Consider the following 21,018-nt stretch of genomic DNA (forward strand, 5'->3'; position numbering starts at 1 on the left):
CCGCAACATAGGTATTTGATTCGATGATCTGTCAAATCGATAATCTTTCAATGATCTTAATTGGAATACCGAGATTCCTTGAAGCCTGAAAGTAAGAGATATGAGTTTCATCAAGCCTTGAGTTTATCATAAAGAGAAATGCTAGTAATTAAATGTTACGGACATTGCCCTGAATCCGGGCACAAAAATATAGGAAACATACGCAAGATATAAATAATTCTTTCAAGGGAAGATGCATATAGATCCCTCTAAGCTTTACAGGCACGCAAGTGATATGACACCCAGCTGGGGCTGTACTCAGACATTAAGGTACCCAAGTGATGCGATATTCCGATGGTACCGTACTCGGATGATAAGGCACTCAAATGATGCCAGATAAAGGATGAACAGCAAGAAAAGGGATAAAGGGACTGGCAAATAGCAGAACAAATGTTTCAGAATTCTTTTCTTAAAAGGTGATTTCCGTAAAAAATAATCCAATTGAAACCAGACTTACCGAAGTGCGAGAAGAACTGCGGGACTTAAAGAACTTTCCGGACTCAAAATTTGTCGGCATAATCAAAGAACTGGGATTCAGGTGTGAACTCTGTGCCCGCTGCTGCACTAAAGAGTTTAACGACCACGTATTTCTTCTCGATTCGGATCTGGAAATAATAAAACAAATCGACCCGTATGCCGTCACTCCTGCCCCGTATTACGAGTTTTGCGACCAGAACGGAAGGTTCTATGTCTCCGGCTATGCCCTGAAAACAAAACCTGACGGTTCCTGCATTTTCCTGGAAAATAAGAGATGCAGGATTTACGAAAGCCGCCCCTCAATCTGCAGGGTGTATCCCCACATGCTGCACAGGGAAGCCGACGAAACTGGAAAAGTAGACTGGCGGCAGATAAGCGGCTTAAACGAACACGGGAGCTATCATTCGGAACTCGATGACTCTACGTGTGAAGCAATTGCACAGGAGACAAAGGCTTATGAAGAAACCTATCTGGTGCAGATGATCGGGTTTCTCGAAGCTTTGGAGGCTCACTTCCGGAAGAACAACTTAAAACATGTCCAGAGGACCTATGACCGTAAAATGAGGGAATTCCTTAAAGGGGAATGCAAGATTGAAGTATTTGTATACACTGAGAAAGGGTTTGAGAAACATAATCTTCAGCCCGGAACTGATTAATTAACGAACTCATCCCAAAACTTTGCTCCTTGAATCCCATTATTAATAGAACTAAAAAATAACTTCATTTTTCCTGTAGAAGGATTTCAAGGCCCAAACTGGAGAGAACAGCATGTCTTTTAAAAGTTTCCTGCTGAAGAGATTGATTGATTTGGATGGCATCCCCTATCACCTGAGATGGAAAAAATCCGTCAGTGGCATTGGAACGATATATGCGAACACTCTTGAAGTGATGCAGGAAAATGTGGAAACGATAGTGTAAACAACTTAAATGAAGTTATGTACAATATTGGGCTTGGACAGTCAACCGAAATTCTTGAGATGCTGGATTTAAAAAAAGATCTGGAAGGGTGTGCCTATGTGTTGCTGGCAGTTCACCGGATTTTCGGAATCAAAAGTAAAATAGTACAGAAAGATAAGAACAAAGTAATAATTCATGCTCGGAAGTGTCGTTGGGGGGACATATAACAAAATGGAATGACAGGACCTGCTTATCTATAGATAACTATGAGGCAGGGTTGATTGAAGGAATACTTCCGCATTCGGAACACGCATATACTAAAAGAAGAAGTTGCGGCGATAATGTTTGTGAACTTATTATCAATTTCAATGAGAATAATTGATTTTTCCAACCGCCGTTGTCGGGACTGAAAACGACATGACGTGGATTTCACAAGCGAAGTCAAAAAGAAGTTAAGAAATAATCTTATTTTTTCCCTTTGATCTTCCACTTAAGAAGTATTCCATCCTCAATTTTTTCAGCCGAAAGCAGTTCAAGTCCGAGGAGTTCGGCTTCCGTGAACCCTTCTCCGTCCGTGAAAGTCGGGGCTGTTTTTCCTCCGATAATGAGGTTTCCAACAAAAGTATAGACCTCATCAACAAGGCCTGCGGAGAGCATTCCCCAGTTCAGAGTAGCACCTCCTTCGACCATTAAAGTGTTTATACCCATTTCCTTTAATAGTACCGCAAGTTCTGGAAGGTTAACTTTAAAGTCTCCGGTTTTAATGACTCGAGCTTTTTCTTCCAGGCTTTTGATTTTCTCTGCGGGAGCTGAATTTGAAACGGCAATTATCCTGAGCCCCTCACCTTTTTTGAAGATATCGGCATCAAGAGGAGTTCTTGCGGCACTATCAATAATAATCCTTACCGGATTTTCACTTTTTCCGGCGGCTTTTCGGGCGGCTTTCCTTTCAGGAGATTTTACCGTCAGGCTGGGGTCATCGGCAAGTACGGTGCCTATCCCAACCATGATTGCATCTGCCTGAGCCCGCAGTTCATCCATCCTCTCAAAATCGAGTTTTCCTGAGATCTTTACCTGTTTTCTCTCTTTTGTTGAGAGTTTGCCGTCGGCTGACATAGCGGAGTTTATAAAAATAAAGGGCCTGTCCATGTTATGGCTCCGGAAAAAAGTATTAAATAAAAAGATACTTTGTATAAAAATCACCGTTACACATTAGAATTCTGAAATAAACCAGGTTTAAAGTGAGAGTTTTTCCGGTTTTTTGATCTGTTTTTATTTTTAGACTGAAATAAGTTTGAGCTGGGGTTTAAACTATTTTTAACCCGGCTCAAAACTGTATTCAACCCGCATTTAGCCTGGCTTATTCCGATTCTACCAGAGGCTTAAGAAGGTCGTGGTCTCTTAAGAGGCCCTGAAGCTTGCGGTTTGAATTAATAATCGGTATCTGGTCAATCCTATTACGTTTCATTTTTCTTGCGCAGTCGCTGACAGATGCAATGTAGGTAGCTGTGATCGGTTCCCGGATCATGACATCGTTTCCGATCAGGTTAGGGACCTTAATCCTTGACACGCTATAGTAGATGCTCATGGTATCCCTCATGGACTCCCATGTCCAGGCATCGTCATCCTGCCCTGCGGACATATCCGACATTTCCACGCTGTCTTCAATAACGCTCGCGGCGATTACGTCTCGGTCCGAGATGATCCCTATGAGTTCAAGAGCTGCATCAAGTACGGGCACAGCCTTGACCCCGGCAAGTTCCATGATCCTGGCTACAACAGGCAAGGGGGTCTCGTTGTAGATTGCAACTACTTCCTTTTCCACATAGTCCTTGATAGGAATATCGATATTCATATCCGCAATTGTGCCCACTACATCTGCAACCGTGACAAGCCCCACAAGTTTTCCGTCATCGACAACCGGAAGCCTTCTGATACCGTGCTGCAGAAGCAGGCGTGCAGCAGTCTGCAGGTCCGATCCAGGGGATATGGTTATCGGGTCTCGTGTCATAAGGAGGGCCAGCTGTTCCTCTTCAGGGTTTTGTAACAGGTTTGTCCGGGTTACTATTCCTACTACTTTGGAATCCTTGAGTACCGGGACTCCCGAGATATGTTTGTTCTTAAGAATTTTAAGAACCTCGTCCCTGGAACCTGGCAGGGTCGCACATGCAACGTCCCTTACCATGATATCTTCTATGAAGATGTTTTTTGGCATATTGATCTACACCTGTATTGTCCTCTGAATCCTGGATTTTTTGATCAATCGTTTCTCTTCAAAAGGCTTCCAGTCAATAGCAATATCAGCCTGTTTCTCCACTCCGGACGACCATTACCGGAACATCTGAACTTCTGACTACCTTTTCTGCAACACTTCCCATGAGGAATCTGTCAAGTCCGGTTTTTCCAAGCGTTCCCATGACTATCAGGTCAACATTGTTTTTCTCTGCGAACTCGAGAATCGCAGAACTCGGATTCCCTTCCCAGACAATTTCTCTTATGTCTTCTACCCCTGCAGCCTTTCCTTGCTGCTTGACGGCAGAGACTGCGCTCTGGCCCTCTTTTCTCAGGATTTCGAACATTGCTTCCCAGCCGCCGTCCGAGCTCATGGGTATCGACGAAAAAGAAGATGTGTCCACTACATAAAGTGCGTGGACTGTGGCGCCGCTGAGTTTTGCAATCTCAATTCCGTAAGAAATTGCTCTCTGGGTATTCTCAGATCCGTCTGTTGCAATTACTATGTTCCGGTAAAATTCGCTCGTCATATCTCGTTCTCCATTTGCTTTACGAATGAAGCACCGCTAATATATCGTCGGGCCTTGCCCTCTTTGTGATTCCACTAATAGGGTCTTTTATTCCTGCCAGATTGTTTGAACTTCCATTCAGGATCATTAAATTCGCTTTATTCCCCTTTTCTATAGAACCCGTAGAATCAGGCCCCATTACAAAAGAACCATTAAGTGTGCAAATTTTAAATACTTGCCTATCCTCGATCGAAAAGACCTTGGACATGAATTCCATTTCAGCAAACATATTTACAGAGTTCAGCATTACATTATCTGTTCCTGCTGCTACACGGATTTCAGCCTCAAGCATTTCAGCTATCGGCGCCATCCCTGATCCTGTCACGAAGTTCGACCTCGGGCAGACAACAACCGGAGCTCCTGTCTGAGCTACATCCTCAAGGTCTTTTTTTGTGGCGTGTGTTAGATGAATCAACAGGTCGGGCTCCAGGGACAGGGCTTTTTCAATGTCACTTCTGTTCTTTTCCCCTGCATGGATTGCAAAAAGTTTTTTCCGATCCCTTGTGCAGGTTGTCATCTCCTGCAAGAGTTCCATGTCGAGATCATTTGCTCCACTCATTCCAAGCCCGTCAGAGTGCGATAAAACCCTTCTTACTTCGGCAAGCACCACTTCCAGAGGAAGCTGGGGTTCTGTGGGTCTGCCAAATATAAGGGAATGCAGGTTCAGCCCTTCAAGGGCTTTATTAAGGGCTGCAAGCCCTACGACCCCTCCTTCTCTAAAATCTGCAAAAGCACAGGTTCCGGTCTCAATCATATCCAGAAGAGACTTTCTAATGTACTGAATGAGTGTTTTATAAGAAGTGTCCCTGAGAATTCTGTGTTTCAATCCGTCTGGCGGCTTTACCAGGGAGTCAAGATCTTTCTGGACCCGAAAACCGGAGGTTTTTCCCAGAGGAGGGTCTTTACAAACTGAATCTCCAAGATGGGTATGGGCATTGACAAAACAGGGAGCTATTATATTTGCAGAATATGTATGCTCTTCCCCAATTTCCGTTATAATCCCGTTTTTTACACAGATATACCCCTCTATGGGGTCCAGTTCGGGGCCTGCGATAATTGTTCCGGAAATTACCTGTTCAGTGCCGTACATATATACGCACCTCTGCTGCTCATCAAACGCCTGTGCTCAGTTAGTGGAAGACCAAACATTATACATCATATATAACTTTTCCTTAAGCCCGTTTAATGTTGCCCGGAAATTTTTCCCTTGTCGGAACTTATCAGAATAGTTTCTCTTATGTTTTAAGAAGTTGCCCAATCAGAGATGCCCATGCCGGGGTTCGATTTTACCGGCACATATATAAGTTAGTAAATATATATAACCGCCTGTCGCATTGTATAGGTCCTTGCATAAGAGAATGGAAAATCCTGACTGTGAGTGTACAGACAACCCCAATGCGGTACATCGATAGTGTGACACTGCCCGACACGAGGGTAACTGAAAGGGACTGCGGAAAACCAGAGGATGAACTTTCGGAGTTAGTGCGCTCGGGCTACAGCACTATTTTACATAAATCTGTTTTTATAGCTTACTTCGAAAAAGTTTACTAGATTATTTTCGGGCTATTTTTAAGGATCGAACATTATTCCCCTAATTTGTCGGGATACCAGTTACTCATTTATATATTTACTTTCAAAATGATGACATATATGTCCTTCGAAGAGGCAATAAAAACTCTGGACTCCGGCATAATTATTGAAATTGAAGTTACCCCAGGCTCCAGGTCACTTTCCGTTCCCAGCGGCTATAATGAATGGCGAAAGAGGATTGCAGTAAAACTGACTAAAAACGCCCAGAAAGGAAAGGCAAATGAACAGCTTATTGAGAGCCTTGCCGAACTTTTCGGGATCAGCAGTTCGGAAATCCTGATAAACAGCGGAGCTACAAGCAGCAAGAAGTCTTTACTGATAAAAGGAATCTCATATCAACAGGCAGTATCGGTTCTGGGAGCCCGTTTAAAGGAATGAAAAAAGAATTGCAAGGCAGGTTTTTACATAAATCTCCTGTTTAACTAATCTCCTGTTTAACTAATCTCCTGTTTAACTAATCCCCTTTTAGCGAATCCCCTGTTTAGCGAATCTCCTATGAAACTAAAAGGTTGCAAATAACGTGACTGATATTGAAATATACAGAAAAAGGCTGGAAAGAATTGAAGAACTGCTTCTGGAACTTTCGGAATACTCAAAAAAGGGAGCAGTGATTATCGTTGAAGGGAAAAGAGACATTCTTTCCATGAAGCGGCTCGGCATTGATGGCAACTTTGAGCTTGCAACCCGCCACTCTCTTTTTAATTTTTCAGAGAGGATAGCGAAACTCGGCTGCGAGGTTATTATACTCACGGACTGGGATAGAAGAGGGGACATACTTGCCACCAAACTTTCGGAATACTTTGGGAACTTTGGAATAAAGCCTGAACTCCAGATCCGGAATAAACTGAGGCTAATAACACAAAAAGAAATTAAAGATGTTGAAAGCCTGTATACTTACGTTTCCAAACTAAGGTCAAAGACAGGTGTATCTTTCGATCAGGAAGATAATATATGAGACTCAGAAAGATTCAACCTAAGACCCGGAACCTAATATTGAACCTTAGTTCCGCATTTTTAAGCGCATAAATGTCGCTTGATGTCGACTCATGCGCTTAAACATAAGCACATAAGATGCAAGGTAATATATTAAATCACAATTATCTGACCTCTCAGATTTGGGGAAAGGCATATATGCGCTTAAAAAGATGGAATTCAGGATTGAAAGATGCTTTTAAACCGGATGAAGCTTACATAAATTTGGATCGAGTCCAGACAAAAATTAGGCTAAAAATTCATATATTTAAGAAATCCGTTATCTAAAAAGTCCATAGCTAAAAGTCCGTATCTAAGAAAGGTTAGTAAACTAAAAAAGAGAGTTCTCTTTTCCTCTACAAATTTCAGAAAAAGAGAAATAAAAGGTAATTGTAACTTTCGCCTGAAAAGAGAAAGTATTACTCTTTATGCATCGGATTGGATGATTCCCCTTTCTCCTGAATCATATCCATACTTTGTGAACTCTTTTGATGATTGAAGGTTCTATCGAATTCAGGATATTTTTGGAATTTGCCAGCCAGTTCTTCAAACATTTTATGCCTTGGACTAATAATAATTATATGTGCAGGGGGGTGAATCTTCTTCAACCTGCTAATAGCCGCTCCAGCGTGATTATTCAACTCAACAAGGGCTGCAGAGTTGCATTTTGACCTCAGTGATACGCCCATTACACTTACAAGAAGCTCATCAGCATAATTAGGTTCTATACATTTAGGAGTCGCTGAAAATTGAATATGCCCGTATCGTTCTAGATCATGTAATGCTATTTTTACTTTATCCGAGTCGTCTGCCCGGACTAACGCAAATGATTTCATTTTTTACACACCACCAATCTACAGAAGTTATCCCCATTTCGATATGGATTTACCCCTATAATAAACTTTGTGTATGAAACGGCTTAGTGGACGACCATAAATTCCCAGCCGAATGCAGCACCCTCATTAGATCGAGACTGTTAAAAATTGCCATTTCCGTGGCCTTAATATTTTGTCCGCCTTTCGCCTTATTGCAAAATATGTTCAAAAATTACAGGGGTATTTCACAAGCTCTTTTTTCAAGATTTAGTATGCGCTCCCATGAAATAGAGTCGCATATGCTATACTTATATGCATCGTATATATATTCGTTTTGAAATAATATTTTACCAACAGGGGAACTTTACTTAAAATCCACCTTAGTTGAGTTTTTAAGAGAAGTTTTTTATTGGCCAAGCAATATAATATTTTATTATTAGATTTCGTAAACTTCATTTTTTGATTCCCGGATTAAGTATGAATGGAGCCCTTTCTCCAGGTTTTTTTTGAAATAAGGGGATATCAAGACTTTAAATGAATATATATATTCACTTAAAATATCATTTTACATTAAATAAAAATAGTATAATATAAACTTACTCATTTGATTCTGCCATATTGGGCAAAAATAACTTCGTTAAATGGGATCTTTTATTTAGAACCTTGCCATATCATATACCGAGACAGTATACAAAAATATTTATCATAGAACTCTCTGTGTTCTGTTTTCATCTCCGTGCATGAAAAAACCCAAGTATTCTATGGACTGAGTTCTTCCTCTTATAAATCTCAATCAATTACATCTTATAATCTCAATTATATTTTATAATCTCGATTAGGGTCATTACATAAAGACGGTGAATATATGGCTGAAGATATTGAAACTAAAGTTGTTAAGGCAAAAAAAGCTTCAATTGAGCTTTCCAGTGTAAGCGAAGAGGTAAAAAATAGGGCGCTTGAGGCTATGGCAGAATCCCTGGACAGAGAAAGAAAAGCTATTCTTGAAGCAAACTCAAAAGACCTTGAATATGCATCCGAACTGAAAAAAGTCGGGAAGCTTACCCAGGCCCTTGTGGACAGGCTCAAGGTCACGGACTCAAAGATTGACGGGATGATCGCAGGAATCATGGATGTAATAAAGCTCAAAGATCCTGTTGGGGAGACTCTTTCCACACTCGAGCTTGACAACGATCTGATCCTCTATCAGATTAGCTGCCCCATAGGCCTGATAGGAGTGATTTTTGAATCCCGGCCTGACGTTGTGCCTCAGGTAATGTCCCTCTGTCTGAAGAGCGGAAACGCAACCATTTTCAAAGGCGGAAGCGAAGCCAGAGAGTCGAACCGCACAATTTTCGAAATTCTTGTCAAAGCCATAGAATCCACCGAGGGAATGCCGAAAGGAGCCTTCCAGCTAATGGAAACAAGAGAAGAGATCATGAGCCTTCTGAGCCTTGATGCGTATGTCGACCTCCTGATCCCCAGAGGCTCTAATGAGTTTGTCAAGTTCATTCAGGACAATACAAAAATCCCGGTACTCGGGCACACAAGCGGGATTTGCCATATCTATGTAGATGAGTTTGCAGACCCGGATACTGCCTGGAAAGTTTGTTTCGATGCCAAGGTCCAGTACCCTGCAGTATGCAACGCCATTGAAACCCTGCTGGTAAACCGCAAAATTGCGGAAGCTTTCCTGCCGAAAATGGCAGAGATGTACATAAAAGCAGGAGTGGAACTGCGCTGTGACAAAGATAGCTATATCCTGCTCGCAGAAAAAGGGCTCTCTCCCCTCTCAAAGGCTACAGAAGAGGACTGGAGCCTCGAATATAACGACCTTATCCTTTCGATAAAACTCGTAGATACTATAAAAGAAGCAATTGCCCACATAAACACCTTCGGCTCCCACCACACAGACGGGATAATAACGGAAAATGCTTCTCGGAGAAAAGAATTCATAGGGCTAGTTGACTCCTCAAGCGTAATGGTAAATGCCTCTACACGGTTTGCGGACGGCTACCGCTACGGAAAAGGTGCCGAAGTAGGGATCAGTACGAATAAGATCCATTCCCGTGGACCTGTTGGCATGGAAGGGCTGCTGATTTACAAGTATATCCTTATGGGTAAAGGGCAAGTCGTTGCCGACTATGCAGGAGAAAACGCAAAACCCTATACTCACAGGAAGCTTGACCTTAAGTTTGCGGATGTGAATTAACACATCCCTGAATATTTATGATATGTTTATATACTTGAATTGAAATACCAGCGCAGGTTAAGTGCAAAAACTGGAAATCCTGGCTGCGATCGAGATTACTTGCAGCCATCTTCCAAATAACCTTCAGAGGCACTTCCATTGACAGATAGAGAACAATTCTTCCGTGATGTTAATAAAATCGTTATTAAGATTGGAACTTCTTCGATAACCAGAAAGGGTTGCGACCACACTAAAGAAAACTGCAATATTGACCCTGCCTTTATGGAAAGCATCGCAGCTCAGGTCTACGAACTTCGAAAACATGGAAAAGAAGTAATTCTTGTAAGTTCGGGAGCAATAGGCGTGGGGCTTAACGAGCTGGGCATAGCCCCCAAACCCCGCGAGATCCCCATTAGGCAGGCAGCCGCAGCTGTTGGGCAGAGCATACTGATGCAGGACTGGAGCAGGGCTTTTTCCAAATACGGGATGAAGGTAGCCCAGATTCTTCTTACCTATGAATTCTATTCCGATCGCGTAACCTACCTTAACCTGAGGAACAGCATTTCAACCCTTCTGGAGTATGAAGTCGTCCCGATAATAAACGAAAACGACTGTACATGTACAAACGAGATTGAAGCAATCTTCGGGGACAATGACAAGCTCTCTGCAATGGTTGCAAGCAAAATTGATGCTGACCTCCTGATCATCCTTTCAGACATTGACGGGCTCTTTGACAGGAACCCAAAGACGCACAGTGATGCAAAACTGCTGACCCTTATAAAAAAGATCACACCTGAAATCGAGAGCTACGGGGGAGACCCCACAAACTTCAAGGGTGTGGGGGGGATGCGAACCAAGATAAAAGCTGCAAAAATCTGCAGCATGGCAGGCTGCTATGTCGTAATCGCAAACAGTGAAATAGAGGATGTGGTTACTAAGATCCTTTCCGGAGAAGAGATCGGAACGCTCTTCCTTGCAGAGAGGCATATTCAGAAAAACCGCGCTCGCTGGATAATTCTTGCCAGAGCCTCAGGGACTGTCCGCGTGGACGCCGGAGCAAAAGCTGCGGTGCTGGGAAAAAACAGCCTCCTTCCGGCAGGTATTGTGGATATTGAGGGAACTTTTGACAGGGGAGACGTCGTGAAGCTCGAATGTGAAGGCAAGGTCTTTGCAAAGGGAATCACGAACTACACTTCCAAAGAACTGATTAAAATCAAAGGAGCCCAGACAAATCAAATCGACAATATTCTGGGCTATAATAATTATGATAATGTAATTAAGAAAGAAAATATCGGTATACTGGAAGGGATAAACTAAATTCATCGGGCTCAGGAAAATTTTCCGAATCTCGTCTGATCCCGGAAAACAGTAATCTATCCAGAGAGTTCAACCGGGCTATTGAGTTTCCGAAACTTTAACAGGTAATATTGAGTTTCCAACTCTAACAGGATATGAATTTTCGAAACCTTAACAGGTAATAAATGCAGTTGTGCGTTGAAATTAGCATTCCGCAGATGAGTTTCAAAAATAGTCCTTTTCAAATTTACAGTTAATATACAATCATTTTCTGGAAATAAGGAGATTTCGTACATGGAAAATCAAAAAATAGGATTTATAGGGGCAGGAAAAATGGGCTCTGCTCTCATGCAGGGCACCATAAAAGCAGGAATCGTAACACCTGAAAATATAGGTGCAAGTGATGTATACGAGCCCTTTTTGAAAGACCTGCAGGCAAAACTGGGAATCCGGGTGTCAACCGACAACGCTGTTATCGTCCGAGAATCGGACATTCTTATCCTTGCAGTAAAGCCCCAGACCCTGAGTTCGGTGCTTTCAAATCTGAAGAATGAAATCACTTCGGAAAAACTCGTGATCTCAATTGCTGCAGGAGTGCCCCTTTCCACATACGAGGACGCTCTCCTTGAAGGTACCAGGGTTGTGCGTGTAATGCCAAACATAGCAGCCACAGTTTCTGAAGCTGCTTCAGGGATTGCTCCCGGAAAGAATGCAACTCCTGAGGACCTGAAAGCTGCCCTCGAGATCTTTTCTGCAGTCGGCACAGCAGTCCAGGTGCCGGAGTCCCTGATGGATGCCGTTACAGGGCTTTCGGGCAGTGGACCTGCGTTTATTTTCCCGGTTATTGAAGCAATGGCTGACGGGGCTGTCCTTGAAGGGATGGATAGGAAAAGCGCCCTCACTCTTGCAGCCCAGACTGTGCTCGGAGCCGCAAAAATGGCGCTTGAAACAGGCATGCACCCCGGAGAACTCAAAGATATGGTCACATCTCCCGCCGGAACTACCATCCAGGGGATTCACTCCCTTGAAGAAGCCGGAATCCGGGCTGCCTTTATGAATGCAGTAATAAGAGCAAGTGAACGCTCAAAGGAACTCGGAAAGAAATAAATCCGATTCCTTCTCTTTACTTTTCTATCTCTTTACTTTTCTATCATTCATCCTTCTTTTTTAATTCGGCATCTTCATCAGAAAATTTCGAAACGTAAATTCATTCAGATAAAATTTGGTTTTAAGGCTTCGTTTTTGCCTTTTGACTTTACCCTGCCTTTGACTTTACTCTGCCTTTGACCCTGCTTTCGGCAGGTAACTTGTTTTTCTCGTAATATTTTTACTGATAGCGTTTTTGCTAGAAAACACATTATTCCTGATACTAGACATTATTGCAAAAACGGCTCATTGTTTATATATGTCGTGAGATTTGGGCCATATGTTAACCAGTTTCGAACCCGACATATATGCACATAATGTTTGAAAAACGCCATCATTATAAATACTTAAAATCTAATGTCGACCTGCCGAATATAGGTTTGACTTTACTCTGCCTTTGACTTTACTCTGCCTTTGACTTTACTCTGCCTTTGACTTTATCCTGTTCATCTAGTTTAAGGATCTAGAAAAGATAACGAATGTTAATGATAAATATGAGTAAATATTATATATCAGCGTATTCAATATTATTTTAGTCAAATAATTAAGCTGAACATGTAAGATTGGAGTCAACGGGGGTCATACTTCATATCTCGTGTCCAGCTTTCAGTTGTGACAATATTCGAACTTGGAGTAGTCTATCCGTATTCTTCCCAGCTGCGAATTTATCTTCCAGCGACATTCGTCATCGAACTGAGAAATCACGATAGACGAAAAGTAAACGAAAAGCTGAGATAAACAGTAAAGATGAAAAAATTACAATAAATTATGGTGAAGCGGAGTTCCTGAACTTCTCCGTTCGCCAGGAGGAATCTCTTATGGGGGAAAGAGGTTCCTCCCCAAATTGTTCTTTTATTTTCAGTCCCCGCGGAAATTCATATCTCTGGGGAACTCTCATCAAAAAAAGTAAAATATTTTTTAGCTTATTTTTTGCTATCTTTTTTCAGGCAGAGGAACCAGTCAAGGCAACACTTTCCTTCCTCTTCCGTTCCAAGCCTTTCTTTTACGGCTTCCATTGAATTGGGAGGCGGAATGATAACATCGTCGCCGGGCTGCCAGTTAGCTGGGGTTGCAACTTTTTCGGCTGAATTCTTCTGCAGGGCAATTACGATTCTCTTGATTTCCTGCATATTCCTGCCAGTTGACTGCGGATAGTAGAGTATTGTCCTGATTTTGGCCTCGGGGTCTATGATGAATACGGCTCTTACAGCCTGTGTGGTCGAAGTTTTTGGCTGGAGCATACCATATTTTTTTGCTACCTCCATTTTCAGGTCTTCTATCACCGGGAATTTGACCTCGAGATTTTTCATTCCTTTGTATTCGATTTTCTCTTCGATCCGCCTAAGCCAGGCAATATGAGAAAATACGCTGTCTATGGAGAGTCCTATCAATTCAGTGTTCATTTCCCTGAACTCTTCCTGCATACTGGCAAAAGTCATGAATTCCGTAGTACATACGGGCGTGAAGTCTGCAGGGTGGCTGAACAGGATGACCCACTTTCCTTTATAATCCTCAGGGAAATTGATCATTCCCTGTGTGGTCACTGCGGTGAATGAAGGGGCATCATCTCCAATGAGAGGCATACGTATCTGTTCGGATTCTGTTTCTGTTATGTTCTCACCTCATATTCTAGGATACAACAATTTTCCGTTATCGGAAGCACGATTTCAGGTTAATGGTATTAAATCCTGAAAAGCACTACTCATTCCCTTTAATCGTCCCCAAAAACTATCTAATTATTCACCCCATTGTTATATATCTCTTGCTGATAACGGAAAAAATCCCCCCTTTTTGGAAATACTGTATTTATAACCCCTATTATAACCTCGCAACTCTTTTGAATAAGCCTCATGCTCTTTTTTGCCTGAAAAGCAATTTATGCAAGTAATTCCTTTTTGTATGGGGGTTAAATGAGAGAGTTTTCTCGACCGAAGGTTGTTGTTAGCAGGTGCCTTGAGTTCGACCACTGCCGATATAATGGAGATATGATAAGGAGTCATGTAGTGGCAAAGCTTAAGGAATATGTTGATTTCCTGCCGGTCTGTCCAGAAGTAGAGATCGGGCTTGGAGTTCCAAGAAACCCGGTAAGAATAGTCCTGGAGAGAAGCGAACACAGGCTTATTCAGCCTTCGAGCGGGAAGGATGTCACTGAGGATATGAAAACTTTCTGTACTCGTTTCCTTGACTCTATAGAAAATGTGGACGGCTTCATCCTGAAATTCAGGTCTCCTTCCTGTGGGTTCAAGGACGTAAAGGTTTACCCGTCCGCAGATGGAAAAGGAGTCGTTGGGAAAACTTCGGGATACTTCGGAGGTGCGGTTCTGGAAAGATACTCTTTCCTCCCTGTTGAAGATGAAGGCAGATTACGAAATTCCCGGATAAAAGAGCATTTCCTGACAAAACTTTTTATATTTGCAGCTTTTCGAGAAGTTAAGACTGAAGGTAGTATGAAGGATCTTATAGACTTCCACACTGAGAACAAACTTCTTCTTATGGCTTACAGCCAGGCAGAGCTCCGTAAATTGGGAGAAATTGCCGCAAACAGAGAAGCTAAGCCTTTCAAAGAGCTGGCTTCCGGATATGAGATACACCTGTACAATGCTCTTTCCAGTGCCCCGAAATATACCTCAACAATCAATGTGTTGATGCATGTATTGGGGTATTTTTCAGATAAACTTTCGAGCCGCGAGAAGACCCTGTTTCTTGACTGGGTCCAGAAGTACAGGGAAGGAAAGGCTACCCTCTGTCCTGCAATAAATACAATCAGGTCATGGATCGTACGGTTTGAAAACGACTACCTTATGCATCAGACTTTTTTCGAACCGTATCCCGAAGATTTGATAGAATTGAATCCTGCAGAGTCTCACTTAAGAGAGGATCTCTGGAAATGAGGTTTGATTGAGTTATATCCGGGTGGGTGTTGATCATAAAAGCTAGAATTAAACTGATTTTTCTTTTCTTACTCGTTTATCTGGTCGGGATTTACTTCTTCTGGCCTTTTTCCGAGGGGTCCGGAGATTCTGGCGACAAAGGGATACAGAATAACCTGCAGGGAGTAGCGGATGAAAACCTTGAGCCTTCCAGCAGCCTAGTCTCGGAAGAAGCCGTAGCGCCAGGAAAATCTTCCCGAACTTACTCATGGAACTATGAAGGCTACAGGTGGAGCCTTAGTTTACTGCTTGACGACAAGCTATATGACGCTTATAAGTCAAGGACGCGCAAAAGGGAGTATGACCTTTTTGCTTCGGATCCCTATGACGACTGGCTGATCAAAAATATTGCAGATACCCTTCTTTCCCTTTCAAAAGAGTACGGGCTTGAAGAAAACAAGGTACCCGGACTTTGTGTTTCTTTTATCCAGTCCCTGAACTACACTTCGGACTTTGCAAGTTCAGGATATGACCAGTACCCCCGTTTCCCATATGAGACTCTCTATGATAACGGAGGAGACTGTGAGGACACCTCCATCCTTTCCGTAGCGATCCTGCAGGAGATGGGCTACGATGTCGTTCTCCTCGAACTCCCGGAGCATATGGCGCTCGGAATAAAGTGCGACCCTGAAACAGAAGGCAGGAGTTTTGAATATAAGAACAATCACTATTACTATCTGGAAACCACAGGAAGCAACTGGCAGATAGGGGAGATGCCTGAGGAATATAAGGATGAGCCCGTCCAGGTCATCCCTGTGTACAGAAGACCCCTTATTAACCTGGATTTTAGTGCTCAGTGCGAGTACTCGAAAAAAGGAGGATGGGTGGACGTTAATGTAACTCTCAGAAATGTGGGTTCCGAAATGGCTGAAAATACCACTATTTATGTAGCCCTTCAGGCTGATGATGAAAGTGTGATTTGGGACCAGGTAGAAAGCGATCCCGTAGATATAGAACCGGAAGAAGCTTACCAGTTTACTGCAACAGGGCTTAGAGTTCCCGGAGACAAGACTTTCAGGGTGTATGTGCGGGCTCTCGGGGAAAACCTGTTTAAGGAAGAGATAATGAGTGAATGGGTAAGTATCTGATAAAAAAGTCAGTCCTGATCAAAGAGAGATAAAAAATTCAGTTTGATTCAGAGATTGAAAGAAAGCTCATTTTGAAAGAAAGCTCATTTTGAAAGAAAGCTCATTTTGAAAGAAAGCTCATTTTGAAAGAAAGCCCATTTTAATTTAGAGAAATAAATACTCAGTCCAGATTCGGAGATTAAGTTTAAAACCTGAAATTTAGAGGGACTTCGGCAAACTCAGAAAAAAGAGAGTTCTTAAGGGAGTCATTTATAAATCTCATATAGACAATTCATAATAAGGGAAAAAATCAGGAAAAACCCGGTATAATTAGAAAAAGAATATTTTTCAGGGAACTTAAAATGATTTCCTGAACTAGAGGTAGTCATATGAAGAAACTATACAGATCAAAAAAGGACAGGATCATTGCCGGAGTATGTGGAGGCATAGGCGAATACCTTGATGTGGACCCTACGCTTATCCGGCTTTTATGGGTGCTCCTTGCTCTGGAAGGAATTGGAATACCTGGTTATATTATAGCCTGGATTATAATTCCCGAAGAGCCTTAAAAATACCCGCTTTTGTAGTTGAATTCCCGAAAAACGTTCTGAACTAACTGCAAATTGGTATTGTTAATTAAATATAGATAACTCTTTATTTCTGTGTTTCATCAATAGAAGAACAGAGTACTTTAGCATTTCAAGACTCTTCGTATAACACTTTGTCTTTCGTCTCAACCTTGCCAGAAAGTGCCTTAATATGCCGTTATATCCTTCAACTGTATACGTTTCTGCTTTGGATTGAGTATGAATATTTTCAGGAATAAACTCTGCATATGCCCTCCAGTGATCAGTCATCACCTCTCCAATCTCTTTCTTCTTTAATTTTTCCCAGAGTAGTTGTCCAGTTTTCGTTCCTCTGCTACCAAAAGAGCAGTTGATGAACTTTTTCCCAACTCTATCAACAGCAATCCAGATCCAGCAATATTTTTTTTGTTACCGATGTAAGTGTGCATCTCATCCAGTTCAACAATAGAGATCTCATTTTCGCTTTTTAGCTCCTCTATCTCCTGACCAAATTTCTTTATCCATTTTTGGACAGAAACATGACTTACCCCTAAAAATCGTCCTATTGAGCGAAATCCTAATCCTTCAAGATAAAGTTGCAAAGCCTGTCTCTTAACTAAAGGAGAACTAGCAGTTGATTTTAGCTCGACTGAATAGTTATATCCACAATCGTGGCATTTGTAGCGTTGACGTCCACAAACTATACCGTTTTTTGTGTGATTGGAACTTTTGCATCTTGGGCAGTTCATGCAGAAATATAGGTTTTCATAATATATAACTATAATTAACTACCAATGCCTGCAAATTTAAGTGCGCTTTAAATGTAAGCGCACTCTAAATGCAAGGTCTATTTCTGTTTCTGCAATTTCATTTCCGGGAATTTTTCGGATTACTGAGAGCTGCTGCTCCTTAATGTTCACTGATTGAAAAGCTGGTCCACAAACCATTCGGGATCGAACTTTTTCAAATCTTCATATCCCTGTCCGATTCCAAAAAAGAGGATCGGCTTCCCGGTAATGTAAGCAATGGAGATGGCAGCTCCTCCCTTGGCATCGGCATCGATTTTTGTCAGGATGGACCCGTCAATAGGGACAGCTTCATTAAACTGGGCAGCCCTTTCTACCGCATCGTTTCCGGCTACGGCTTCGTCCACGAAGATGATAAGGTCCGGAGTGCTTACCCTACAAATCTTCTCCATCTGGGCCATAAGGTTCATGTTCGTGTGCATACGGCCTGCAGTATCGGAAAGCACAAAGTCGATTTTATGTGCTTTTGCATACTGGACTGCATCATAAATAACAGCTGCGGGGTCAGCTCCGGCCTGATGTTTGATCATCTTTACCCCGAGCCGGTTTGCATGAATCCCAAGCTGGTCAATAGCACCTGCCCGGAATGTATCTCCTGCAGCAAGAACTACGGAATATCCCGATTTAAGCAGCCTGTTGGTTATCTTTGAGATAGAAGTGGTTTTTCCGGTCCCGTTAATCCCTACAAAAACGATATGGACTGGTTTTTCCCTGTTTTTCACATATTCATCAAAATCAAAGGTATTGGCAGATACGACTTCAAGGATTGCTTTCTTCAGGGCAGCCTCAACTATCTCCCCTGTATTGCTCCCGATCCGTTTTGTGGTACCTGTGAGCTGGTTTTTCACGGACTCGACAATAGCTTCGGAAACCGAGAGAGCAAGGTCACTTTCAAGGAGGCCCATTTCAAGCTCCCAGAGAGGCTCTTCCAGGTCTTTATTGTCCAGATACACTTCCCTGTTAAATACAAGGGCTTTAGCTTTCTGGGCAAACCCGACTTTCGGAACGACCTTTTTGAAAAAAGACTTTTTCTCTTCAGGAGGCTTTTCTTCCTCTACTTTTTTCTCTCCGACCTTCTTCAGGTCTTTAAGCTTTTTCCTGTATTCAGCCTTCTTCAGATCCTCTATCGGAACGTGAGCAATAGCCGGAGAAGCGGCTTCCGTTTCAGCTTCGGAACTTTCTGCTTCCAGGGCAGCCTCAAGGGCCTCTTCCTCAACTATCGGCTCAATTTCCTCTTCGAGGCTTTCTTCACTTTGAGGCATCTGCTCAACGACTACCGGTTCGACTTCTACTGCCTTTTCATCAATCGTTTTGCTGAGCGCTTTCTTAAAACTCCCAAGTTTCTCTTTAAATTTGTTGAACACAGGATCCATCCCGGAAAAATTCAGTAAAAAATAGGAATTAAGGTTTAATAAAGTAATTAAGATCAGTTAGGTAATTAGAGTTGATGGAATAATTAAAGTTAATGATATTATTCGATTCTCAAATACAAGCTTTGATTCTCCCAATTAAATCTTCGAGATCCTCAAATCCGTTGTTTCCCGAATAAGTTATATGCCTGAGCCAGAGCTTTTTTTCAGGCCTGGCCAGGTTGAAGTTTTGCAGCTTCTGCTTCAAGGGTCTGCATTCCCTGTGTGAGTCTAGTCAGTGAAGCATTCATCTGTTCAAGAATTTTCGTAAGCTGCTCTTTGCGGCGGTTCAGAGTTTCGATTGCTTCTTCTGCAGTTTCCTCAGCGCTAAATTCTGCTCCGAGATTGACAATAATTCGATCTGGATTTTTTACTTCAGCATAAACGTAAGAACCAAAACCTACCGGAACCATTGTTTCTGCAGGCTTGCCTGCTTCTGAGGCTGCTTTCAGCTCATTTATCGTCACAATGGTCTGGTCGCAGCTGGAGATGGAAGTCTGTATCATGCCCATCTCCTGCCTGAGCGCTTCAGCCTGCCTCTGTAATTCCTGATGCCTGGCTGCCAGATTTCTAATCTCTTCACTGACTTCTGCCATATCCTTCACTCCTCAGCAACGCTTTCGATCTGTACCTGGCTTCTTTTAACGCCGTGCTTGCTTCCGAAGATCGAGTATGTCTTATCAGTTGCATTCTTTTCGTTCTGACTTTCGATCTTCTTTGTGAATTTTTCCCAGGTACTTCCTGCTTTAAATTTACCTTTAACAATAAAACTCTTCATCATTACCACTCTCTTGCTGTAACTTAGTTCTGGAACAGATGGATGATATGATGCTTACTCCAGGAACCCAAGGGCTTCTTCAATTCTCCCGAGTTCAGGGCCTGTTGTTTCAGAGCCTGCCACAAAGTTTTTTGAGTTTGCAAGCAGACCCGAACCAAGCATCTGGGTTCCAAAGTTAGTAGTCCCTATGTTTACCGGAAATCCGAAGATCTTTTCCAGAACCTCTCTTTCAGAAGCTGTCACTTTAGGGTGTACCAGAAGCCCTTTGTTCGTAACGACTCCTGCCATACCTACATTTTTAATCCCGGCAATCGTTCCCCTGTAAACATCCACTTTAAGAGTCCTGGCAATGGCTTCCAGAGCTTTATCTGACAGGTCAGGGTGCACAAGGGCTGCTGAATCGTTTGCAAACACAATGTTTCCGACTGCATTTAGCCTGTCCGGAAGGATGCCCACGGGAATGTCGGTGAACCTCTGCATCTCAGCCCTAGCTCCGTATGGAAGCATAAAGCCGTTCGAGTTGCCCCTGGAAAGGGCTCCCACTACAATGCTTCCATTTACAAGGGTCTCAATGACTCTTACATCCAGCACCTCTTCGAGTAGGGCGCAGACCTCTGGCTTTGTCAGAGGGGGAACGAGAACAACATCTTCGGTACAGGTTGCAAATACCCCGATGATCGAGGTATCGTAGATATCCACTGTTCGAATCATATTCTTTGACTTTTCGCTTACTCTGGTATATTTACTGGGCAAGTTCTGCCTGTACTTCACCATCTGCGAATTTCACAGCCCGTACCCGGATTGAGAGAGGCGGCTTTTCACAACCCTTTTCCCAGAGATGTTCATTGATGGACTTGTCCAGCTTAACCTGCACGGATTCGGTTTTCATGTGTCTTACGAGAAAACCCCTTACTTCAATAACTGCCCTGTTGGCTCTTTTCCATGCAGGGACTTTCCTTACCTCTCTGAGGGGAATAGTATATATCTGTTCTTTGACCATGTCGTCTGCCATTTTTTCCCACCATCCTCGCTTATTTCACATCCAGGCTTCTTCTTCTCCAGTGTCTGCGCCTGGGATGACTCACTACCTTCCGGTTAGTTTTCACAATAACCCACACCGGGACTCGCGTATTCTGTTTGTGCGCCTTTGCAAGACGCTTCTTCTGTCCTTTCATGTTATGACTCAAGTGGATCACACCTGTTGACCTGTAAGTAATCTAATTATGTTAATTTACAGTTAT

Annotated in this window: 24 protein-coding genes; 11 read left to right on the forward strand and 13 right to left on the reverse strand. The window is 42.6% G+C overall.

Going from position 1 to position 21,018, the window contains the following annotated elements; genetic code table 11:
* Window positions 1-455 precede the first annotated feature (455 nt).
* Window positions 456-1,172 carry a YkgJ family cysteine cluster protein gene (locus tag MA_RS21345; protein WP_011023983.1) on the forward strand — a complete coding sequence of 239 codons (717 nt, stop codon included), beginning with the start codon at window positions 456-458 and terminating at the stop codon, window positions 1,170-1,172.
* Between the two features lie 112 nt (window positions 1,173-1,284).
* Complete coding sequence (locus MA_RS27640) at window positions 1,285-1,434, forward strand: hypothetical protein (RefSeq protein WP_157860372.1); 150 nt, start codon at window positions 1,285-1,287, stop codon at window positions 1,432-1,434.
* 444 nt (window positions 1,435-1,878) lie between these two features.
* Here MA_RS27640 and MA_RS21355 read toward each other — a convergent pair whose 3' ends face one another.
* The 4 genes from MA_RS21355 to MA_RS21370 all read right to left on the reverse strand — a co-directional run bounded on the left by MA_RS21355 (window position 1,879) and on the right by MA_RS21370 (window position 5,304).
* Window positions 1,879-2,562 carry a 2,5-diamino-6-(ribosylamino)-4(3H)-pyrimidinone 5'-phosphate reductase gene (locus MA_RS21355; RefSeq protein ID WP_011023984.1) on the reverse strand — a complete coding sequence of 228 codons (684 nt, stop codon included), beginning with the start codon at window positions 2,560-2,562 and terminating at the stop codon, window positions 1,879-1,881.
* A 211-nt stretch (window positions 2,563-2,773) separates the two neighbouring features.
* A complete protein-coding gene (locus tag MA_RS21360) occupies window positions 2,774-3,628 on the reverse strand; it encodes a CBS domain-containing protein (RefSeq protein WP_011023985.1) in 855 nt (284 codons plus the stop codon).
* Between the two features lie 85 nt (window positions 3,629-3,713).
* Window positions 3,714-4,175 (reverse strand): universal stress protein, encoded by a 462-nt coding sequence (locus MA_RS21365; protein ID WP_011023986.1) that lies wholly within the window; start codon window positions 4,173-4,175, stop codon window positions 3,714-3,716.
* A gap of 19 nt (window positions 4,176-4,194) precedes the next feature.
* Window positions 4,195-5,304 (reverse strand): amidohydrolase family protein, encoded by a 1,110-nt coding sequence (locus tag MA_RS21370; RefSeq protein WP_011023987.1) that lies wholly within the window; start codon window positions 5,302-5,304, stop codon window positions 4,195-4,197.
* 284 nt (window positions 5,305-5,588) lie between these two features.
* Here MA_RS21370 and MA_RS27645 point away from each other — a divergent pair, with 284 nt between their 5' ends.
* The 3 genes from MA_RS27645 to MA_RS21380 all read left to right on the forward strand — a co-directional run bounded on the left by MA_RS27645 (window position 5,589) and on the right by MA_RS21380 (window position 6,759).
* On the forward strand, window positions 5,589-5,765 hold the full coding sequence (locus MA_RS27645) for a hypothetical protein (protein ID WP_157860373.1): 177 nt from the start codon (window positions 5,589-5,591) through the stop codon (window positions 5,763-5,765).
* Between the two features lie 90 nt (window positions 5,766-5,855).
* Entirely contained in the window at window positions 5,856-6,182 is a 327-nt protein-coding gene (locus MA_RS21375) for a DUF167 domain-containing protein (RefSeq protein WP_048066569.1), read from the forward strand.
* 142 nt (window positions 6,183-6,324) lie between these two features.
* Window positions 6,325-6,759 (forward strand): toprim domain-containing protein, encoded by a 435-nt coding sequence (locus MA_RS21380; RefSeq protein ID WP_011023990.1) that lies wholly within the window; start codon window positions 6,325-6,327, stop codon window positions 6,757-6,759.
* Between the two features lie 436 nt (window positions 6,760-7,195).
* On the opposite strand, the gene MA_RS21385 is transcribed toward MA_RS21380, so the two are convergent.
* Window positions 7,196-7,612, reverse strand: coding sequence for a DUF356 domain-containing protein (locus tag MA_RS21385; protein ID WP_011023991.1), 417 nt, complete (start codon window positions 7,610-7,612; stop codon window positions 7,196-7,198).
* Window positions 7,613-8,456: 844 nt separating this feature from the next.
* Here MA_RS21385 and MA_RS21395 point away from each other — a divergent pair.
* From MA_RS21395 to proC, 3 genes are all read left to right on the forward strand, one after another.
* Entirely contained in the window at window positions 8,457-9,800 is a 1,344-nt protein-coding gene (locus MA_RS21395; protein WP_011023992.1) for a glutamate-5-semialdehyde dehydrogenase, read from the forward strand.
* A 138-nt stretch (window positions 9,801-9,938) separates the two neighbouring features.
* Window positions 9,939-11,096, forward strand: coding sequence for a glutamate 5-kinase (gene proB / locus MA_RS21400; RefSeq protein ID WP_011023993.1), 1,158 nt, complete (start codon window positions 9,939-9,941; stop codon window positions 11,094-11,096).
* A 273-nt stretch (window positions 11,097-11,369) separates the two neighbouring features.
* The gene (proC, locus tag MA_RS21405; protein WP_011023994.1) at window positions 11,370-12,182 is read left to right on the forward strand and encodes a pyrroline-5-carboxylate reductase; all 813 of its coding nucleotides are present in this window, start codon (window positions 11,370-11,372) and stop codon (window positions 12,180-12,182) included.
* A 962-nt stretch (window positions 12,183-13,144) separates the two neighbouring features.
* On the opposite strand, the gene MA_RS21410 is transcribed toward proC, so the two are convergent.
* Window positions 13,145-13,810, reverse strand: coding sequence for a peroxiredoxin (locus tag MA_RS21410; RefSeq protein WP_281085444.1), 666 nt, complete (start codon window positions 13,808-13,810; stop codon window positions 13,145-13,147).
* A 321-nt stretch (window positions 13,811-14,131) separates the two neighbouring features.
* Between MA_RS21410 and MA_RS21415 the strand changes: the two genes are divergently transcribed.
* From MA_RS21415 to MA_RS21425, 3 genes are all read left to right on the forward strand, one after another.
* Entirely contained in the window at window positions 14,132-15,112 is a 981-nt protein-coding gene (locus tag MA_RS21415) for a YbgA family protein (protein WP_011023996.1), read from the forward strand.
* Between the two features lie 26 nt (window positions 15,113-15,138).
* Window positions 15,139-16,239, forward strand: coding sequence for a hypothetical protein (locus MA_RS21420; protein WP_011023997.1), 1,101 nt, complete (start codon window positions 15,139-15,141; stop codon window positions 16,237-16,239).
* 368 nt (window positions 16,240-16,607) lie between these two features.
* Window positions 16,608-16,787, forward strand: coding sequence for a PspC domain-containing protein (locus tag MA_RS21425; protein WP_011023998.1), 180 nt, complete (start codon window positions 16,608-16,610; stop codon window positions 16,785-16,787).
* A gap of 63 nt (window positions 16,788-16,850) precedes the next feature.
* On the opposite strand, the gene MA_RS26065 is transcribed toward MA_RS21425, so the two are convergent.
* The 7 genes from MA_RS26065 to MA_RS26070 form a co-directional block, all read right to left on the reverse strand.
* Window positions 16,851-17,533, reverse strand: a protein-coding gene (locus tag MA_RS26065) for an IS1-like element ISMac16 family transposase (protein ID WP_085984858.1) whose coding sequence is annotated in 2 segments (ribosomal slippage) — window positions 16,851-17,210 and window positions 17,213-17,533 — 681 coding nt in all. Because the reading frame shifts where the segments join, the coding sequence is not laid out codon by codon here.
* A 167-nt stretch (window positions 17,534-17,700) separates the two neighbouring features.
* Window positions 17,701-18,954: a signal recognition particle-docking protein FtsY gene (gene ftsY / locus MA_RS21440; RefSeq protein ID WP_011024000.1), complete on the reverse strand. Its 1,254-nt coding sequence runs from the start codon at window positions 18,952-18,954 to the stop codon at window positions 17,701-17,703.
* A 212-nt stretch (window positions 18,955-19,166) separates the two neighbouring features.
* On the reverse strand, window positions 19,167-19,595 hold the full coding sequence (gene pfdA, locus MA_RS21445; RefSeq protein WP_011024001.1) for a prefoldin subunit alpha: 429 nt from the start codon (window positions 19,593-19,595) through the stop codon (window positions 19,167-19,169).
* 5 nt (window positions 19,596-19,600) lie between these two features.
* Window positions 19,601-19,777, reverse strand: coding sequence for a 50S ribosomal protein L18Ae (gene rpl18a, locus MA_RS21450; protein WP_248698120.1), 177 nt, complete (start codon window positions 19,775-19,777; stop codon window positions 19,601-19,603).
* A 54-nt stretch (window positions 19,778-19,831) separates the two neighbouring features.
* On the reverse strand, window positions 19,832-20,488 hold the full coding sequence (locus MA_RS21455) for a translation initiation factor IF-6 (protein WP_011024003.1): 657 nt from the start codon (window positions 20,486-20,488) through the stop codon (window positions 19,832-19,834).
* Between the two features lie 31 nt (window positions 20,489-20,519).
* The gene (locus tag MA_RS21460) at window positions 20,520-20,789 is read right to left on the reverse strand and encodes a 50S ribosomal protein L31e (protein ID WP_011024004.1); all 270 of its coding nucleotides are present in this window, start codon (window positions 20,787-20,789) and stop codon (window positions 20,520-20,522) included.
* 19 nt (window positions 20,790-20,808) lie between these two features.
* Window positions 20,809-20,964: a 50S ribosomal protein L39e gene (locus MA_RS26070; RefSeq protein WP_011024005.1), complete on the reverse strand. Its 156-nt coding sequence runs from the start codon at window positions 20,962-20,964 to the stop codon at window positions 20,809-20,811.
* Between the last annotated feature and the right edge of the window lie 54 nt (window positions 20,965-21,018).

It is taken from the genome of Methanosarcina acetivorans C2A (assembly GCF_000007345.1).
Taxonomy (GTDB): domain Archaea; phylum Halobacteriota; class Methanosarcinia; order Methanosarcinales; family Methanosarcinaceae; genus Methanosarcina; species Methanosarcina acetivorans.

Excerpts from the sequence above, each read along its gene's own strand:
- MA_RS27640 (WP_157860372.1), top strand. The coding sequence starts at position 1,285 with ATGTCTTTTAAAAGTTTCCTGCTGAAGAGATTGATTGATTTGGATGGC.
- MA_RS21355 (WP_011023984.1), bottom strand. The coding sequence starts at position 2,562 with ATGGACAGGCCCTTTATTTTTATAAACTCCGCTATGTCAGCCGACGGC.
- MA_RS21360 (WP_011023985.1), bottom strand. The coding sequence starts at position 3,628 with ATGCCAAAAAACATCTTCATAGAAGATATCATGGTAAGGGACGTTGCA.
- MA_RS21365 (WP_011023986.1), bottom strand. The coding sequence starts at position 4,175 with ATGACGAGCGAATTTTACCGGAACATAGTAATTGCAACAGACGGATCT.
- MA_RS21370 (WP_011023987.1), bottom strand. The coding sequence starts at position 5,304 with ATGTACGGCACTGAACAGGTAATTTCCGGAACAATTATCGCAGGCCCC.
- MA_RS21375 (WP_048066569.1), top strand. The coding sequence starts at position 5,856 with ATGACATATATGTCCTTCGAAGAGGCAATAAAAACTCTGGACTCCGGC.
- MA_RS21385 (WP_011023991.1), bottom strand. The coding sequence starts at position 7,612 with ATGAAATCATTTGCGTTAGTCCGGGCAGACGACTCGGATAAAGTAAAA.
- MA_RS21395 (WP_011023992.1), top strand. The coding sequence starts at position 8,457 with ATGGCTGAAGATATTGAAACTAAAGTTGTTAAGGCAAAAAAAGCTTCA.
- proC (WP_011023994.1), top strand. The coding sequence starts at position 11,370 with ATGGAAAATCAAAAAATAGGATTTATAGGGGCAGGAAAAATGGGCTCT.
- MA_RS21415 (WP_011023996.1), top strand. The coding sequence starts at position 14,132 with ATGAGAGAGTTTTCTCGACCGAAGGTTGTTGTTAGCAGGTGCCTTGAG.
- MA_RS21425 (WP_011023998.1), top strand. The coding sequence starts at position 16,608 with ATGAAGAAACTATACAGATCAAAAAAGGACAGGATCATTGCCGGAGTA.
- pfdA (WP_011024001.1), bottom strand. The coding sequence starts at position 19,595 with ATGGCAGAAGTCAGTGAAGAGATTAGAAATCTGGCAGCCAGGCATCAG.
- rpl18a (WP_248698120.1), bottom strand. The coding sequence starts at position 19,777 with ATGAAGAGTTTTATTGTTAAAGGTAAATTTAAAGCAGGAAGTACCTGG.
- MA_RS21455 (WP_011024003.1), bottom strand. The coding sequence starts at position 20,488 with ATGATTCGAACAGTGGATATCTACGATACCTCGATCATCGGGGTATTT.
- MA_RS21460 (WP_011024004.1), bottom strand. The coding sequence starts at position 20,789 with ATGGCAGACGACATGGTCAAAGAACAGATATATACTATTCCCCTCAGA.